The sequence below is a fragment of the Vibrio sp. LB10LO1 genome (assembly GCF_010092875.1).
GTDB classification, from domain to species: domain Bacteria; phylum Pseudomonadota; class Gammaproteobacteria; order Enterobacterales; family Vibrionaceae; genus Vibrio; species Vibrio campbellii.
The window spans coordinates 98,810-117,591 of sequence record NZ_JAADJW010000013.1 but is presented as its reverse complement, the minus strand read 5'-3'; the positions used below and the strand labels follow the sequence as shown (position 1 = coordinate 117,591).

The following is an 18,782-nucleotide window of genomic DNA, read 5'->3' as shown; positions in this document are numbered from 1 at the left end:
TATAAAGCGATAACCAATGGTTTAGAAACCGTACTTTAGAAACAATGCTTTAAAAAAACAATAACGTGGAGCTTGTGCGGGTTATAACCCTCCTACACCCGCACAAGTCTATATTCTTACAATAAAAAATAGGTGGTGAGCAAAATGGATGCACATCGTTCTACTTACACTGAAACAACGCTTCGCGACGCTGCTACTGTGATGGCGCCAGATAGGCTAGGGGCTATGCACCAAAACCGAATCAGCTTTGTGAGAAGTTTGATTCGAAAGATGGCAAGCCAAGAATGGCAAGTCAGTAAACATGAATGGCAATTGTGCCCACGTGGTTTTGGTCATGTAATTTATAAGCTTGAGACGCCAGAGCATGTATATCACTTGGTTGTATTTTGCGATGAGATTGCCGATGAAGAACGCAATGATCGCGTTATCGCCGAGAAATGGGACGTCACCTTTGCACTCGTGAAAGGGGATGTCCATGTTGAGCTCTTAGAACAGCTAAGAGCCAATGTGCCGTTGCAAGAAGCAGGGCGTAACCCTAACAACGTGCTTGTTCTTGCTCGTGCGAACAAAAGTGTCCGCGTGTTTGAACATCTCGTTGCTGCATTGGCAAAAGGTGAGCAACCAGATCCTACTGAACTTGCAGAGGTTGGCTACATACTGAGAACGACAGCCGTATACGGAAACGGCAAGTTTGGTATAGCCGATTTTAAGCTGTTAGAGAACAATCCTGATTTCAATCAATCCTTTAGTGCGCAAATGTGTGCGGTGTACATGCTTAGAGAGTTCAGCCTTGATTGGGTGCACTATCTAGCTCAGCAACAAGGTGGAGACAAAGCCATTGCTTTACACAAAGGGCTACAACGTTACCTTGGTGTGGGGAATGCAACAGGATTAGGTATGGCGCCTTATCTTATCAACCACCCTTGCATTGTTGATCAATGGATGACGTCACGTGAGCGTGCTATTGCTCAAGTATTGTCGATGCCTTGTGAGATCCAGCAAGAAGCGCCACTGACAGCGTTGTTGGCAAAAGCGCAGCGTCATTTAGAGCAGGTGATCACCATTAATGAACATCAAGACCAACTGAACCATAAAGCGATAGAAGACATTCAGGCGCTACAAATTAACTTGAATGCCTTGATGGCGAAACACGTGAACTGGGCAAGCTTGCTCAAACAAACCACAACAATGAGTTTGGAAGCCCAAGAAATCCTAACTTCATGTTTGATCGAGCTTTACCCGTCTTTGGTTGATGAATTTGAAAACCAAATGAACACCGATGAATCGCTGTCCATTTCTGGCGGAAAAAGCGTTCAAGATGTTTTGCAAATACTAGAGAACAAATACCGTTGGTCGATTGATGCGGACTATTCGTTACCAGAGAACAACTATTGGTTCTGGTATCGCTCCCAAGATAAAGAGGAGCCGAGGTTAGGTGTTCGTGGAGAGGAGATTGGCGAAGAACGTGAGCTGCCGCTGGATATCGGGCGACAAGTAAACCGCCTTTACCATTCTCTACAAACGTGTCAGCCGGACATATCGTTAGCAGAGTTCTTGTTGCAACACCCGCAGTATCGTGCAGTCACTCGTCGTGTGTGGACGCTTGGTAATAGAGAGATGGGTGATATCCAAATGAACGTACTTCGTAAGGATGCGCTGCCAATGCACTTGCTGCGCTGTAAGCTAGCGATGTTTGGTGCTACCAAGTTCGACCCGAGGTCTGACCGCTGGGTGCGCGTGACCTTCTTCCAAGGAGCCCCACTTTTGGATGAAATCAACGATCCTGATTATACCGATACGTGGATTTTCCCAACTATGCCTGAGCGTGAAGACATCGCGCGAAGCGACAATCAAAAAATCGATGGGGGTTTTGCATCATGATCGTTTCTCACAATGAGCTGGTGGCTGCGGTAAACAAAGCCTTCCTTGGGATGCGTCGTCACTGTGGTGAAGCGGATGTGATTGCTAACATGGTTGCGGACCTGCAAATGGTTGGTTTACACGGTGTACGTCACTTCAACAACGCCAGTCTGTTCCTTAATCTCGATTCGGACTGCGCAGTCACTATCGCTGGCAACACAGACTCGTCCATTGAAGTGGACTTACACAATGGTAGTATTGCATGTCATTTACCAGCGGTGTTGGACTTTGCGTTAGAAAAGATGGTGAAGAGTAAGTCTGTCACCGTTACGCTAAAACAATGCCATAACCGTTGGTTAGCATTCAGTGAGTTAGCTCGATTGTCTGCCAAGGGGATAGCCTGCCGTGCGCAATGGGTGAATGGTACCAGTCCGAAACGCACCTTATATGTGTTAAATCGAGGTCACATTGCACCAGAAGTCTTCTTTTCTGATGTGGTAGAAGGGCACGATACGGATTATCACGACATGATCATAGAACTCTCCACCAACGATTTTAACCTTGATGCGAGTTCGCAAGGCTACACTATTCATATCGAAGGTGAAGAGCTAAGCCGTGCACAAAAGGCATCATGGGCAGAGGGTATATTTGTGGAGGATGCTGAGTGGGAAACCTTAAAACAGACCGCCACCGTGTTCCTTGTCGAAAATAGTGAGCGTTCTATTCAAGGTGCTGGTGAATTAGCTTGATACCGATCCTTTGACCAAATTACTAAGAGGCTGCCTTTGGGTAGCCTTTTTTATTACCTAAACTTTGAGCCTATTTAAAAATGGAATAAAACTATTAATAACATCAAATATGATGGTTGTGGTCTATTATAACTTTACTGATTTGTTTTATTTTATACCTCTTAATAAATGAGTTCTTTGACTTTATTTATATCCTGATTTTTACGTGATACTTTTCTTGTTTAAAACAACAAATTTAAAATGTGAAATGTCATTTATTTATTCAAATTATTTGATTTTAAATGCTTATTCTTCTCGATAATCTCATAAATAACCTTGTATTATGTGGGTTTTATGACAGTTTATATCAAGTCGTGGTATGGGTTTTCTAGTTAAGTTTAAAGGGCGCTTGCAACGAAAACGTTTGCGTTATGTGGTCGAATTTTAATCGGGATGGCATTCATTCTGATTTTTTATCTAATATATGGTTTTAGATATTTTATATTTGAAAATACAAGGCTTAATATGCTAAATTTTATAGCTTAGATAATAATGATATTAAAAGCGTCCTCTCTATTTCTTCTGGGTGTAATAAATTTTTTGTTCATAATGAAATTTAAGAAAACAATATTTTTAAATAAAAATATCTAATGATAAAAATGTATTTCTTAGATTTTATAAATGAGATCTTCTTCCATGAAAAATTCATTTGTGACAATTTTGTAACTTTTAGATTTGCCAGTTTCATTGATTTATAGAATTGATGTATCACAACTATTTTATTGGTTTTAAATATCGACTTTGATGTGTTTTTTTCTGATAGATTCGATTCGAATACATCAAGGAGATAGATAAATGATAATCAAGAAACGTCTGATAGCAGTCGCTGTTGCAGGTGTAATGACCATGTCAGTACATGCAGGTGAATCAGTCACACTTACCAAGCCAGTTAACTTCACCAACTTCTCTGGCCTTAACTCACAACTGGGTGTTAACAATGCTTCTAGCTTTAAACAAGTGAAAAGTATCCACCTTAAAAAACGTGGCGTTTATAAAGTTAAGATTCAGCAGAACGTTTGGGGTGTTCCTGTTTGGGGGCATTCTCTGAATGCGACGCAAAGCTTTAAGGGTGGTGCATTAAAAACGGTACAGGGCAGCTACCTTCGTGTGAATGACTTGGATCGTAGCTTTGTTAAGCCGAAGTTGAACCGTGCAGATGCATTAAAAGTCGCGTCTAAAAATCTTCAGGATAAAGGCTTCGCAGTCAAGTTCCTGCGAAACGTTGAAGATGAGTTATTCATCTATCAAGACGGCAAGAAGACCCGTTTGGTCTACGTGGTTTCTTATCTGTTAGCGAACAGCCTTCAACCATCTCGTCCGTTTACTATGCTAGATGCTCACAGTGGCGAAATCATCGATCGTTGGGAAGGGATTGCACACGCACAAATCGGTACAGGCCCTGGTGGTAATGAAAAAACGGGTATGTACGAGTACGGTACGGATTACCACTTCCTCGACGTGCAAGAGGATGGCACTAACTGTGTTATGGAGTCGGAGAACGTTGTCACGGTTAACCTAAATGGTGGTACTGAAGGTTCTACTCCATACAGCTACGAATGTCCGCGCAATGAATTCCAAGAAATCAACGGCGCTTACTCGCCACTGAACGACGCCCATTATTTTGGCAACATTGTATTCGACATGTATAAAAACTGGTTCGATACGGCACCGCTTACCTTTAAGCTGATGATGCGCGTTCACTACGGCACTGGGTACGAAAACGCGTTCTGGGATGGTCAGGCAATGACATTCGGTGATGGTGAGAGTTACTTCTACCCACTGGTTAGCCTTGATGTGTCAGCGCACGAAGTGAGCCATGGCTTTACCGAGCAAAACTCAGGCCTGGTTTACGCTAATCAGTCTGGTGGCATGAACGAGGCCTTCTCGGATATCGCAGGTGAAGCGGCAGAGTACTACATGAAGGGCGAAAATGACTGGATGGTCGGTAAAGACATCTTTAAAGAAGATGGCGCCCTGCGTTACATGGATGACCCTTCGCGTGATGGTTCTTCTATCAACCATGCTCAAGATTACTACGATGGATTGAATGTGCACTACAGCTCGGGCGTCTTCAACAAAGCTTTCTACCACCTTGCAACAACGGATGGCTGGGATACTAAGAAAGCGTTTGAACTGTTCGTACTTGCTAACCAGATCTACTGGTCACAAAACAGTGATTTCTGGGAAGGAGCATGTGGTGTTAAAAGTGCCGCCACTGACCTAGGTTACGACGCTTCTGCGGTTGTTAATGCCTTTGGCATTGTGGGTGTAGAGCCTTGTGCGGAGCCACCATTGCCGCCAGAGCCAGAATACCAACGCTTAGAGAATGGCAGCTCGGTAACCGTGAATGGTGACACAGGCTCGAAGACTTACTTTGATATTGAAGTACCAGAAGGCAAACAACAGTTGACGATTAACCTGTTAGCGCCAAATGGTGATCCGGATATCTATGTTGGTTTTGATTACGCGCCAAGCTCGACGGAGAACATTTGTTCTAGCGCTTCAGTATCAGACGAAGTGTGTGTCATTGAAAACCCAGAGCAAGGCCGCTACACCATCAACGTTTACGGTTACGCTGCATACGATAATGCAGAGCTATCGGCGACTTACGATGATAGCAGTGCGAACGTGCCACCAGTAGCGTCGTTTGACCAATCAGTATCGGGTAAAACGGTTCAACTTCGTAGTACAAGTAGTGATAGTGACGGCAACATTGTCTCTTACCAATGGAGCCTAGGTGATGGTAATTCGCAAACTGGTGAAACGGTATCACACACTTACGCTGCGGCAGGTGACTACGCGGTAACGTTAACCGTAACGGATGATGCAGGTAGTGCAACTTCGACGACACAAACAGTGACGATCGAAGAAGGCCAAACGGATGCGTTCCCGCTGAAACTGAACTTTGGTAACAAATTCCCGAATGGTAAAGCTCGTGTCAAACTTTCTTGGAAATACAGCACTGACGATTACTTCATCGTGAAGCGTGATGGTAAAAACGTAGGTGCAACGGACTTCCAGTCTTACGTTGACCAGTTTGAGCACAACGGCACGATCGACGTGGAATACCAAGTGTGTACCTCTGGAAATGTGTGTTCTGAAACGAAGCGTTACCGATTCCTAAAACCAAATAAATAATAACGCAATATAAAGGGCTCCCAAAGGAGCCCTAATTCGTCATGTACGGCTAGAAAAGGAAAAACAACAAATGAAAAAGAGCTTATTAGCGATGGCATTACTGAGCGGCACTGTTGCTGCGAGTGAATCTCCGTTGCAGGAAGAGGTGTGGATCACAACAGACGCAGATGCTCAGCACTTAGCTATTCAACACGGCGCAGTGGTGTATTCTGACTTTTTCGGTGCACGCCCAGCGATCGTTGCTAAGATTCCTCGAGATAAGTTAGCGACGTTATCCAGTCACATGCACCATGACAAACATCGTTGTGGTGGCTATATGGTGCACCCAGATAAAGCCAGTGCTATGAAAGCGGCAGCGATGCCGACAACAATAAAAACATTTAACAAGCCCACGATAAGTCATCATGAAACGGTCGAAACGCTCATCAATCAGGTAGAGCCAACTAACTTGGTGAAAACGATTGAAGACATGACATCTTTCACCAACCGTTTTTATACGACACCGACGGGTATTGAAGCCTCAAACTGGTTGTTAGAGCGCTGGATAAAAGAGATTGAGGGAGTGAGTTATGCATCTGCGGTGCAAATTCCTCATGCTGGGTTCCCTCAAAAGTCAGTTGAAGTCACCTTATTAGGAGCGAAGTACCCAGAAGAAATTATTGTTGTGGGTGGCCATTTAGACTCGACGGCAGGGACTTGGACAGAAGAGCACACCATCTCTCCAGGTGCGGACGATGATGCATCGGGTATTGCTACCGTAACGGAGGCGCTTCGATTGATGATCGCCAGTGGAGTCCAGCCCGATCGTACGATTAAGTTTTATGGCTATGCGGCGGAAGAGGTTGGCTTAAGAGGATCCCAAGGCGTGGTATCAATGCTGAGTAGCCGAGGAGCCAACGTTCTTTCAGCCTTGCAGCTCGATATGACTAACTACAATGGCTCTGCTCATGACATTACGTTCATTACAGACTATACGGACAGCAACCTAACGGCCTTTTTGGCTGAGTTGATTGATGAGTATGCGCCTGAAATCACCTACGCCTTTGACCGATGTGGCTACGCATGTTCTGACCATGCATCTTGGCATAATGCTGGCTACCCAGCTGCAATGCCTTTCGAGAGTATGTTTGAAGACTACAACCCGAATATTCATACCCAATTTGATACTTTAGAAAACGCGGATCCAACGGCAACTCATGCTAGCAATTTCGCGAAACTTGCAGTGGCTTATTTGGTGGAGTCGAGCATGGATAGCGTATCGGGTGTGACGCCATTACAAGATGGTGAACCCGTTGACAATTTGCAGGCAGGGTATGGCGAAGAGCAATTCTTTACCTTTGAAACACAAGAAGCAGGGCAGGTGACGATCACCATGTCAGGCCCGAGAAGTGGTGATGCTGACTTGTTCGTTAAGTACAACGACTCTGTATCCGTAACGAATTTCGACTGCCGCCCATTCCAAAATGGTAGCAATGAGCAGTGTGTTCTTAACAAACCTGCGGGTATGTTCAACATCATGATTCGCGGTTACCGTAATTTTGACCAGACGAGTATTGTTGCGAGTTTTGAAAAAACCGCAAAGTGATGGTTAGAAAGTTTAAATTCTATTAGGTTAGACCTCGATTAAATTGCCGCTCATGCCATAGTGAGCGGCATTTTTATTGCTGAGATAAAGCCTTTGATGCTCCTCAACTTCATTCTCCTCCTGACATCAGCCTTGTTACTCTTCTCTTCTCTTCTCTTTCCACCGCAAGACCTCTAACAAACAAAGGTGAAATCCATATAAATACTGGGGCTTTAAACTTTTGTCTTTTTATTTATTATTTTGTTAATTGCGGGCGTGTTTATAAATATTGCGGGGTCTTTTTTTATTTTTAGTATTATCAGTAAGTAACTAACGATTTGATTACCATGATTCACTTAAAACAGCGACTGTTGTTATTAATATAAATAGCGATTACATCAAATCGCAGTGGTAATAAAAATACATGAAAATATCTAAGTTTCTGCCGCTTATGCTGTTAAGCGCGCTTTCATCTCACGTTTCTTTTGCTCAAGAGGTTAACCATTCATCGGTCGTCCAGACGGTTTATTATGATCAAGTCGACCCGACATATCACGATTCGCTGTACCTGTTTCAGCTTGTGATGTCCAAACACTGTCTAAACTACCGACTTGATGAAGAGGCTTGTAGCAGCTATCTCTATGACAAGCGCAAGACGGTTGTATCCGATTGGTCTGCGGAACAAGAGCCAGTCAAAAAGCAATATCTTAATATTAAACTCCAAATGCTCGATGACATGGGTTTCATTCTTGCTGACGTACATCATGGCGATCAAGGCTATTTCAGTCCAATCGTCGCAGATACTCAAGCAATCATGGACACACGTTTTAAACCTCAGTTAAATCAGATCATTCAGCAGGAGCTTAAGGAAAACGGTGGGAAAACAGGTCTAGACTTTGTTGGCGCTAAGAAGCAATTGTTAGTGCAGTACAAGGACGAAACAAGGCGCTTTCGTGAAACCGAAATGGAGCCAATTGAGTTCTTAGCGCCTAAACCAACAAAGGCGGAGAAGATTCATTACCAAGAATTACTCTTCTCAGAACTCTACCTTGCGGAAAAGCTATCAATGACAACTGCAGAAAGAGAATTAGACAAACTTCTTACGGATGTTATCCGAGACTTGGTGAGATGCGCTGAATGTACGACAACACCTATCGTGAAAACGGTGAGCAATTCATATACATCTTATGCAGAGATTAGCCTCGCAGAGGTAATGTTATTTGGATTGGAAGGGCTACCAGCAGGAAATTCAGAGATACTTTACCCGGTCGAGTATTTTGAATCTGGAGATAAGACTCTTTCTGTTGTCCAGTTCCTTTCGAACCTTCGCTCATATATCCAACAAAACGAGGCCTACTTATTTGTATCAAAAGACCAAGTAAGCGCTGATGCAAAACCTGCCAATATTGAGCAAGCTTCTTGGGAAGTCATGAAGAAAGGTGTGTCGCGCGTTAACTTAAGCTCTGATATTTGGAAAAAAGCGATGGTTCCGAACATTCGTCGCTTGTTTAACTCCCTTGTTAAAATCACAACGGGCCCGACTGGCGCGACTTTCGTTAACCAGGCGTCTCAGGCGATGAATAGTGCGGTGACGACCAACTTTAAGCTCGCCCATATCGGGAAAACGTTCAACCTGGCAAGCTCGGTGAACGCGGTGATTAAACACTTACCAAAAGTCATTATTGGAGAGTCGGAGCGTTACTTGTGTAACAGCGATGAGATTGCCGGGAGTGGGTTCACCAATGGCATTACTTTGGAAGAAAAGTGCGTTTATGTGCCTAATTTTGGCTACCGTGCTTTCCCGATTACCGTGGGTTCATTGCTCGATCAACCAAAAGGCACAGCAACGTTAGAAGATAATACCGGCGGTACAACACCTCTAATGGTGCTTTATAAATATATTTCGGGTGCGATTAACCCTTGGCAGATGCTCTTCAATAATACGCAAGCCATTCTTAATACCGATTTGCAATTCGCTGGACAGGATGTGAGCGGGTACCGAGTGATCCTCACTCATAACAGTGGAGCAATCGTGTATCGAAACATTATGTTTGCCAAGCAAGAATTAGTGCTGACAAAAGATCAGCTATTTGATGCTGATGTTAGTCACTACACATTGAAGATATACAGCAATATGAACGACAACGAAGTCGCAAATTTTGCATTGACGGAAAGCATGTTTGAACGTGCCAACGGCGGTGTGGTTAAGGGCAACAAATTCTATTTTGTTGAGGAGATCTTTGATAACCAAAAACCAGAGTTTATTAACAAAACACGTGCTCTAAAAGTATGTGGTTTGGCCCCGGAATCATCAGACAAAAACGCGTTCTATTTTGATTGCTTAGACGATAAATTCTATCCCCGTGCTATCCCCGATTACTATCTGGACAACATGCGAGTTGTATCGAAACCAGAGTAAAGTACTCACCATGTTTGTATCTCGCATCAGAGCGAAGTAATGCTTGCTGGGTATTGCTTTCGATTAAATACACTCTGATACAACGATAAATGCCGCATCAAGCCATGATGCGGCATTTTTAAACAAGCACTCGTTAAAGCGTTGACTTGTAATATTCGACCATCTCTTCTTGAGTGGCCGCCACTAAATCTGGGTTGTTCTGCTGTGCTTTCATGATTTGAGCAAGAGAAGGGAGGATTTTTCTATCGACGCGGTACGCATCGCTCCAAAGCTTTGCACGCATGATGGCTTTAGCGCAATGGAAGTACAAGCTTTCTACTTGAATTTTGATGACGATTTTAGGCGCTTTGTTCCCATCAGGGCACATTGACTTTAACGTTTCATCTGTGTGTAAACTGGCAACGCCCTTTAGTCTCACGACCTCATCAATCCCGCTCACCATAAATAAAAGTCCGACCTTTGGATTTGCAAGAATGTTTTTAAAGCTGTCCAGTCGATTATTACCAGAGCTGTCGGGCATTAGCAGGGTTTTATTATCTAAAATTTTAATAAATCCTGGCTGTCCACCACGGGGGGATATATCAGTAAAACCCTGTTCATCGCTGGTTGTAAAGAGGACAAAATGACTGTGATTGATTAATGTCTGGGCATATTCATCTAGCTCGAACATTACTTTGTTTTTCGCTCGTTGGCTTGGCTGACCATACAGGGTTTCTAGTGCTTCCAATGACGTTATTTCACTCACTTGAGCGTCTCCATTTTTATTTTATAAATTGTCGTCTTTATAATGCCTTGTCAAAACAGCATAAGCAACCGAGTTGGTATTTGGTGCTGTTGGAGTCCCGCTGTGTCGCTCAAAGTACGAAGTTGCACTGAGCTGAATCGGTTTCGTTGTAGACAGAGAGTGCGAGCGGAAGAGGTTTGCTCTCATCATAGAGGCGCTCAATATTGCTTTGCACGCTCATGATGTAAAGCTTTGGCGTCGATAGGTGTTTTACTTCCTTACCATTGAGGAGAAAAACAATATCATCTTGTTGAAGGTATTGAGCAAGTAGGTATTTGTCACTTGCGTCTCTACCTAAAATACTCACCATGACGGGATTAGAGCAAGACTCGTTTTGAAGTATATAGATATAACTACTCTCGTTGGTGTTCATTGGTGTTTTGTTTTTGATACGCCACTCACTCCGCGCCACGCTTTCGATAAACTGTTGCTCTAGCGCGACATGTTCTAGTGTCGACATTTCCTGAGTATATCTCACCACTTTTAGAGAAAGGCTGATCAAAGCCAGCGCCAAGATCATCGCGAATGAGAGCGCTGTTAATCGCATGCTTTTTTCTCCTTTTTGCAAAATGAGAAAAGAAGTGGCGTCACTGAGAGTAAAATAAGAATTGTGTTGTAAATATCAGCACCCAAGCCTTCGTGTACGAAAACGTAGGTTGGGTAATCAATAGCCATTACGCCAATTCTTACAACGTTGGTCAGTGCTAAGAGGATGAATAAAATGGCCAGCCACTTAATGGGCAGTGAACGATTCCCAAGCAGAAAATACATTGATACCCAGCCAAGTAAGACGAAAGAGCAGTTGGAAAATACAGAGCAACCGACGTTGATGGAAAGGTCATGTCCATTGTGAAAGAGGAGATGATTGGTATAAACCGTCATTTCTGGGTAAAAGGGCGCTAAGAATGCCCCGATGAGCCAAGTTTCTGCATGGAGAATAAAACCACTGGCTACCTTAAATATGCTGTTTTGCCAGATGAAGGTTAGCGCTAGCATAATCAAGAGAGTGAGAGATTGGTGGAACCTGTCGGTTTGAATTCGGTAAAGAAGACTCGCGAGCAGCAGCCCTATCCATGATGCCAGTGAACTCGGGATCATCATAAACAGTGCCAAGACTGCCATTGGAATGCCAAGTGCTGCGGTATGGTTCTGATTTTTCTGGTGTAAATAGACGAAGACAAACAGAGTAAACACAACTAATGGCGATAAAGGGAAATTGCCTGCGTCTTTGGACCAAACGACAAAATCGCTTGCGAGCCCATTCGCGATGGTGGCTAAAACCAATAAGATAAAGGAGGTTTCGTTAAAAACACTCCTTCTCTCCGAGTCACTTGCTACGTTACTTGAGCTCTTTCTCTGAAGCATTGTGTAGGTCTCTTCTTCTTATATAAAGGCCAAGTAATGTTGCGCTAAGCAGAATTCCTGCTCCTGACCAGTTAGCTGACAGGTTGGGCATTGGTGCGCTAGAGGAGGATATCGAGCTACCTGTACAATGCGGATTGCCAACATGATTACCATTACTACAAACTGCACCTGGTACCGCATAACTATATGAAGTGAAAGACAGAGCACCTAAGATGAGTGCTAATTTTGAAATGGTTTTCATACTTTTTCCTTATCAGTTACTTAGTTGCACATCTCTTCTCAAATTGCCTAATATTTTCTCAATATGAGAGAAACACGAGCCAAAAGAGCGTTCAAAATATTCACTGCAATGAATATTCCTGAATCCGGATACTTGCAGTCTCAAAAGTGAAACTGTTGGTTTTTGTGGTAAGGAAGCCAAGACTGAAAGAAAGTTTCAGTTGAAAAAATTACGCGATGGAAGAAATCGCTCACCGAATGTTGATCAATAAAGTAAGAACACCCCCTCATAACCGCCGATTTCAATGTGCGACACGTATTCACCAATGTTGCCTTCCTTATCTACTGGCTTCATCGGTTTGTCTAATGTGATGGTAATTTTGGGCGCGGAGAAATAGTCTGCGCTTTTGCCGAAGAAGTCGGTGCGATATAGCACACGCCCGTTGGTGAACTCACGTGCTAACACCATTTCTGATGGACCTTGAGCGACGACATCTGTGCTTGAACGATAGGCAAAGTATGTATAGGTGGGATAAAGATAAGTAATGTCTCCGGGTAAATCAGCGTGCACGACTTCATTCATGGTGGAATCGCCAATGATTGTATAATCGGACTTTGTCGGTGTGCTAGTAGACATCATAAGTGGTACCGCTTCAGAACCTACAGGCATTAGATTGGCAGGTTCGCCCAAGTCGACGGCGAGTAAAGCACTGGGTTGATAAGCGATGTTTTTTGGTACGCCAGCTTTCCAGAAGTTGTCGGCGGTAGTGTTGTTACTGCCATATAAGTAGCTACTGTTCCATTGATTAAAAAAGCTACGCTCTGGATGGTGGTTTAAATAGAATGCCGCCAGTGCAGAGTATTGGTCCTTTTTCCAATTGTCTTCTGTGTTACCAAAGTACTGAACGCGTCCATAACGTGTCGTCGCTTGGTAAATTACCTTTTGGCCCGCTTTGGCGAGTGCAGAATTGTCCCAAAACTTCGCTAAGCCAGCATAGCCACTAAAGCCAGTAGATGGGAAAAGGTAGTGCTCACGTAAGTACAGAGATCCAGCGTCAACCAAGTGGTTTTGTCCATTACGACCGAATAAGTTCGCTGTGCCTATGTTGAGACCAATTAACGCATCCGCATCCAGCGTTGCCAGTTTGTTTAAGAACGCCGAGAATTGCGCTTTGTAAGCATCGTCAGCAGCTTGGCTGCCTGCCACCAAACCAAGTTCATCCACCGTACCACCGGAATAAACGTAGAACTGATTTGCTCCAAGTAACTTATTAGTATCGTCGTTGTATGCACCGTTTAAGCCTTGTGTTGCCCATTTCGCTTGGTAATAGTCATTCATTACACTTGCAAAGGCAGGGTGGCTTAGGTTGGTCAGTGCCCACGAAGAAGATTGATTCCACATGCGACCAAATGGAATAACTCGTGACTCCCAACGAAAACGCGCCGTTGCATTCTTGTTAGAGCGACTCTTGAACTCTCGCCAAGAAAGATAGTTATCTTGGTTTCGATCTGCCGATTCGTCAAAACCTCGAATTTGTCGCCAGCGCTGAATAGTCTGTCCCTCTGGTGTCGCCGTTGGGGCACCAGAAACATTCACGACAGGGAAGCTATCTTTAAGCTGGATGTTATCGAGGTGAGGGCGATTATCAATGTTATCGTCATGCCAAGTAATTCTTGCTACATAGAGTCGACCACCATCGCGCAAAAAAGTAGAACCAAAGTACTGACCGCCGCCATAGGTTTTTCCGCTGCCATCGTGCGTTGTGGCTCGAGCCCAATCCGATGGGACATGCCAGTCTACGGTTTGATCTTTGGTCATGCCGTGCGTTTTATCTTTGTTAATATCAAACGGCTTCCACTCCGATACCTGACCAAATGAGTCTATGGCAGAAGGGTATTCAATCGTGAAGCTGCCGCCTTGAGCAAACTGGGAGAACGTAAATGCTAAGCGGTCGAACTTCTCTGAGTGATAAACATAGAGAGCACCACCATTATTCGTCTGACCAAATACGTCAGCGTCCCATGGTGGTTGTTGATATAACCAAAAGCCTGCGTGGTCAACACTAGCCGTATAACCAACAATCATTGGTTTTCGATTGAGTAGGGTATTCTCGCCATGGCTTGAGTCGACTTCAGCGAGGATAGTGTCTTCCGAAAAATGAAGAAAAAAGTCCTCATAATCGATGTTATTTATTTCTGCTTGGTTACGTATATCGTTTTCCAGCCAACCTGAGTTAAGTTCCAGCTTTTGGTTGTACATATAACCAATCGCATTCACGCGTTCGTTATCGCTTTTATTTTTATATGCGCCAAAAACGACATCGGCATTATCTAGTTCCCACTCAAGCGCTGCCGCTGCAGAAACCGGTGCATCTTGTAGATCAACACCTTGTTCATGCAGTCCCGGTAAAACGATTGCTGTGGTTGACCATGTCACAGGTGTAAACAACAGGCTCAAAGAACCCAGCGCAAGCAGCGCAGAACGATATGGCTTCATTATTGAGTTGTCCCAATCAAAAACTTCGATTACTCAAATTGCGAGTCAAATTAGAAGAAAGTATTGGCGATCGGTCAGACCAATTCAAGAAAGTACTAGAACATCTCTTTTTTGATAAATTCTTTATAAGATTAATACGCTAAGCAAATCAGATTTTTACAAAATGAATCCTGTTTGTCTCAAGGTTGAACCTTGCATAATCGAGGAAATACTACGCGAGATTTTTTCTCAAAATGAGAGAGAAAGTGCGATGATGAAAATCACTTACTCCCTTTCCAGACAACACTCCCAATCAGCGTTGGTGGGTTACACTAAATAGAGTTTCTATTGGACTGAATAAGCCAGCTTAACCGCTGGCTTTTTTGATCAACAAATACGGTTAAAACTCTACTCATTGCACCAGTCAGATACTCTGCTTGGCTGGTTGTTTCTTATACAAAAAATTAACAATCTAAATTTTTATACATTTTTATTGCATAAAATCTCTTTCTTGCTAGTATAAGTCTCAGGTGACAATTAATGCAGTATGGCAGCATGAGTATTCAAGTTAAAAGTATCAATAAGTCTTACGGCGATACCCAAGTTCTACACGATGTCAGTTTTAATTGTGAAAGCGGTGAAACGCTGGTGTTACTCGGTCCAAGTGGTGCAGGGAAGAGCTCTCTGCTACGTGTTCTTAACCTTCTTGAAGGGGCGGATAACGGCCAGTTAAACATCGCTGATGACGCATTCGACTTTTCAACTGAAATCAAAGAGAAGCAAGGTTTAGCGCTTCGTCGTAAAGTGGGCATGGTGTTCCAACAGTACAACCTATGGCCACACATGACAGTGATGGAGAACCTGATTGAGGCTCCAGTAAAAGTCTCTGGCATGGATAAAGAAGAAGCGAAGAAGCAGGCAATGCAAATTCTCGCAACGCTGCATTTGGCAGACAAAGCGGATGCATGGCCGATGCAACTTTCTGGCGGTCAGCAACAACGTGTGGCGATTGCCCGTGCCCTGATGATGAAACCAGAAGTCTTGCTTTTTGATGAGCCTACCGCGGCGCTTGACCCTGAAATTACGAACCAAGTGGTCAAAATCATTAATGATTTAAGCGAAACCGGAATTACACAAGTCGTTGTGACCCACGAGGTGGATTTCGCCAAGAAAATCGCTAGCCATGTTCTATACCTAGAACAAGGACACATCGTAGAACACGGCACGCACGACGCATTTGTTAATCCGCAAACCACTCAGTTTGCTGATTACCTAAATCACTAAATTACGTTTTTAAAGTTCAGTCTATTTAACAGATAAGCTCGGCTGTCATTGCGAGTGTCAGCCCACTAAGTACACACGGAGTATTGCAATGAAAAAGATTTTACTAGCTTCACTAATCGGTCTTGTCTCAGCAAATGCAGCAGCACAAGAAGAGATCAAATTCGCGATGGAAGCAACTTACGCACCGTTCGAATACATGGATGAAAACAACCAAATCCAAGGTTTTGATGTGGATCTGGCGAACGCACTATGTAAAGAAATGGAAGCAAAATGTACCTTCCACAACCAATCTTTTGACAGCCTGATCCCTGCATTAAAATTCAAGCGTTACGATGCGGCTATTTCTGCAATGGATATTACGGATGCGCGTTTGGAGCAAGTGAACTTTTCTGACCCTTACTACGACAACTCAGCAGCGTTTGTTTCTATCAAAGAAAAAGTGGCTGATCAAAAAGCACTAGAAGGTAAGCGTGTTGGTGTTCAAAACGGTTCAACACACCAAAGTTACCTGATTGAGCAAATGCCGGGCGTAACAGCGGTTCCTTACTCAAGCTACCAAGACGCATTCATCGATATGAAGAATGGCCGTATTGATTCTGTATTCGGTGACACAGCAGTCGTAGCAGAATGGTTCAAGAAAGAAGATAACCTAGCGTACGTGGGCGAGCACGTTACTAACCCTAAATACTTCGGTAACGGTTTCGGTATCGCAGTAAACAAAGGTAACGACGAGCTCGTGAACAAGCTGAACACGGCACTGAAAACAGTGAAAGCGAACGGCGAATACGACGTAATCTACAACAAGTACTTCGGTAAGTAATATGGCACTAACGGGTTACTCTTTATCGCTTGTTCAAGCTAGTTGGATGACTGTCCAGCTAGCATTCACAAGCCTTTTAGTCGGTTTGATTCTGGCAGTGGTATTCGCCAGTGGTGAAATGTCTCGCCGCGTTTTCGTTAAATGGCCAATGACGGCGTTTGTGACGATTGTACGTGGCTTGCCAGAAATCCTTGTCGTGTTGTTCATCTATTTTGGTTCGACTCAGGTTCTGTTTTTAATCACCGGCGACTTTATTGAAGTTAGCCCGTTCTTGTCTGGCGTGGTGGCGTTGTCATTGATCTTCGCTTCTTATGCTTCTCAAACTCTACGTGGCGCATTAAAAGCCGTTGGAAGAGGGCAGAGAGAAGCAGCAAGTGCACTCGGCATCAGTCAAGCACACGCTTTTGTTCGCATTGTTTTGCCACAAGCAGTAAGACACGCACTGCCAGGTTTAACTAACCAATGGTTGGTTTTGCTGAAAGACACCGCACTTGTATCACTGATCGGCGTGACGGATTTGTTGAAACAAGCGCAGCTAACATCTGCAGCGACGCATGAAGCGTTTACATGGTACGCAACCGCTGCGGCGATTTACCTAGGCATTACTTTGATTACACAACGTGCCGTCAAACTGATTGATAAGAAGTTCTCAATTCAAGGCATGAGCATGGGACAGGAGGCGACCGCATGAACGAACAACACGTTTGGCAAATGCTGGATGGCTTAGGCACTAGCCTCCAATTGACCGCCGCTTCTTTGGTTGTGGGCTGTCTCTTAGCTTTGATGATGACGCTGACTCTGATCCTACGTACTCCGGGTTTGCATTGGGTAAGTCGTGGCATCATCACCTTGTTCACTGGTACACCTTTGTTGGTGCAGATCTTCTTGGTGTACTACGGTCCGGGTCAGTTTGATGCCGTAAGAGAAAGTGTATTCTGGACATGGTTAAGCCAACCTTGGTTCTGTGCGATGTTGGCGTTAGCGTTGAATACCGCGGCGTACAGTACTCAGCTGTTCAAAGGAGCGTTTAACGCGATTCCTTCCGGTCAATGGCAAGCGTGTCGTGCATTAGGCATGAACAAAACCGCAACACTGAAAGTGCTGCTGCCATACGCCATTCGTCGCGCTGTTCCGGCTTACTCGAACGAAGTGATTCTGGTTTTCAAAGGCACGTCACTAGCAAGCACGATTACGATCATGGATCTGATGGGTTACGCGCAGCGCATTAATGCACAAACCTACGATACGTTGACGGTATTTGGTATTGCAGGTGCATTTTATTTAACGGTAAATGGTGTGCTAACTCTCATTTTCCGTCAGGTAGAGAAGAAAGCATTGGCGTTCGAAGCCGCATAAACCTTCAATCAACACTCAATTTAGTTCCACAGTGCCTCTGCAAATGACTCTCTTGCAGGGGCATTTTTTATATTCGTCATGGCAAATTCCTCAAGTTCCCCCAAACTTAATTCAACGTAATTGTATTGGTGGCACTATGGAAAGAAGACACTTTTTAGCGCTGTGGACATTGTTGTTCGCCCCCTCTTTAAAAGCGAAAACACCAATGCGGCCGACGCCAGCACAAACAGAAGGGCCATTTTATCCAGTAGTGGACATTCCTCTTCGTCAAAACTTGATTCTGCAATCAGAAGGCTTGGTCGGTGAACCTATTGTGTTGCAAGGCAAAGTCGTGGATACAACAGGAAAGCCTGTTTCAGGCATCAAAGTAGAAATCTGGCAATGTGATGGGCAGGGGATTTACGATCATCCTAACCAGCCAAATAATGATAAGTTTGATGCCCACTTTGCAGGCTTTGGCGCGGCAGAAACTCAATCGGATGGTCGTTACTTTTTACAGACTTTGTATCCTGTGCCTTATGCTTCTCGTCCGCCGCACATTCACGTTAAGTTGTGGAGGGGGAACCAAGAGCTTCTGACCACTCAATTATACTTAAAAGGCAATACTGGTGATGAATGGTGGGGTGGCAAAGCCCGTGATTATCTACAGTTTGAGACTATACGAATCGACGGTCGCTTAACGGGCGAATTTAACTTTGTGATTGGTTAG

Annotated in this window: 15 protein-coding genes; 10 read left to right on the top strand and 5 right to left on the bottom strand. The window is 44.1% G+C overall.

The window, feature by feature from the left end:
* Positions 1–144 precede the first annotated feature (144 nt).
* The 5 genes from GXP65_RS11880 (at position 145) to GXP65_RS11860 (ending at position 9,769) form a co-directional block, all read left to right on the top strand.
* Entirely contained in the window at positions 145–1,881 is a 1,737-nt protein-coding gene (locus GXP65_RS11880) for a hypothetical protein (RefSeq protein WP_162092897.1), read from the top strand.
* On the top strand, positions 1,878–2,609 hold the full coding sequence (locus GXP65_RS11875) for a DUF3726 domain-containing protein (protein WP_162092896.1): 732 nt from the start codon (positions 1,878–1,880) through the stop codon (positions 2,607–2,609). Before GXP65_RS11880 ends, GXP65_RS11875 begins: the two co-directional genes overlap by 4 nt.
* An 834-nt stretch (positions 2,610–3,443) precedes the next feature.
* Complete coding sequence (locus tag GXP65_RS11870) at positions 3,444–5,786, top strand: M4 family metallopeptidase (RefSeq protein WP_162092895.1); 2,343 nt, start codon at positions 3,444–3,446, stop codon at positions 5,784–5,786.
* Positions 5,787–5,856: 70 nt separating this feature from the next.
* The gene (locus GXP65_RS11865; RefSeq protein ID WP_162092894.1) at positions 5,857–7,371 is read left to right on the top strand and encodes a M28 family metallopeptidase; all 1,515 of its coding nucleotides are present in this window, start codon (positions 5,857–5,859) and stop codon (positions 7,369–7,371) included.
* 403 nt (positions 7,372–7,774) lie between these two features.
* Complete coding sequence (locus GXP65_RS11860) at positions 7,775–9,769, top strand: hypothetical protein (RefSeq protein ID WP_162092893.1); 1,995 nt, start codon at positions 7,775–7,777, stop codon at positions 9,767–9,769.
* A gap of 133 nt (positions 9,770–9,902) precedes the next feature.
* On the opposite strand, the gene GXP65_RS11855 is transcribed toward GXP65_RS11860, so the two are convergent.
* The 5 genes from GXP65_RS11855 to GXP65_RS11835 form a co-directional block, all read right to left on the bottom strand.
* The gene (locus GXP65_RS11855; RefSeq protein ID WP_162092892.1) at positions 9,903–10,514 is read right to left on the bottom strand and encodes a pyridoxamine 5'-phosphate oxidase family protein; all 612 of its coding nucleotides are present in this window, start codon (positions 10,512–10,514) and stop codon (positions 9,903–9,905) included.
* Positions 10,515–10,623: 109 nt separating this feature from the next.
* Positions 10,624–11,100 (bottom strand): hypothetical protein, encoded by a 477-nt coding sequence (locus GXP65_RS11850; RefSeq protein WP_045395589.1) that lies wholly within the window; start codon positions 11,098–11,100, stop codon positions 10,624–10,626.
* The gene (locus GXP65_RS11845; protein ID WP_162092891.1) at positions 11,091–11,918 is read right to left on the bottom strand and encodes a hypothetical protein; all 828 of its coding nucleotides are present in this window, start codon (positions 11,916–11,918) and stop codon (positions 11,091–11,093) included. Before GXP65_RS11845 ends, GXP65_RS11850 begins: the two co-directional genes overlap by 10 nt.
* Positions 11,893–12,159, bottom strand: coding sequence for a hypothetical protein (locus GXP65_RS11840; protein WP_077201821.1), 267 nt, complete (start codon positions 12,157–12,159; stop codon positions 11,893–11,895). The genes GXP65_RS11845 and GXP65_RS11840 overlap by 26 nt, the downstream gene beginning before the upstream one ends.
* 243 nt (positions 12,160–12,402) lie before the next feature.
* Positions 12,403–14,634, bottom strand: coding sequence for a hypothetical protein (locus GXP65_RS11835; RefSeq protein WP_162092890.1), 2,232 nt, complete (start codon positions 14,632–14,634; stop codon positions 12,403–12,405).
* Positions 14,635–15,168: 534 nt separating this feature from the next.
* Here GXP65_RS11835 and artP point away from each other — a divergent pair.
* The 5 genes from artP (at position 15,169) to GXP65_RS11810 (ending at position 18,782) form a co-directional block, all read left to right on the top strand.
* The gene (artP, locus tag GXP65_RS11830) at positions 15,169–15,897 is read left to right on the top strand and encodes an arginine ABC transporter ATP-binding protein ArtP (RefSeq protein ID WP_086371358.1); all 729 of its coding nucleotides are present in this window, start codon (positions 15,169–15,171) and stop codon (positions 15,895–15,897) included.
* An 88-nt stretch (positions 15,898–15,985) separates the two neighbouring features.
* A complete protein-coding gene (locus GXP65_RS11825; protein WP_005443853.1) occupies positions 15,986–16,717 on the top strand; it encodes an arginine ABC transporter substrate-binding protein in 732 nt (243 codons plus the stop codon).
* A gap of 1 nt (position 16,718) precedes the next feature.
* On the top strand, positions 16,719–17,408 hold the full coding sequence (gene artQ, locus GXP65_RS11820; protein ID WP_005388570.1) for an arginine ABC transporter permease ArtQ: 690 nt from the start codon (positions 16,719–16,721) through the stop codon (positions 17,406–17,408).
* Positions 17,405–18,073: an arginine ABC transporter permease ArtM gene (artM, locus tag GXP65_RS11815; protein ID WP_005388569.1), complete on the top strand. Its 669-nt coding sequence runs from the start codon at positions 17,405–17,407 to the stop codon at positions 18,071–18,073. The genes artQ and artM overlap by 4 nt, the downstream gene beginning before the upstream one ends.
* 136 nt (positions 18,074–18,209) lie before the next feature.
* Positions 18,210–18,782, top strand: a complete 573-nt coding sequence (locus GXP65_RS11810) for a protocatechuate 3,4-dioxygenase (protein WP_162092889.1) — start codon at positions 18,210–18,212, stop codon at positions 18,780–18,782.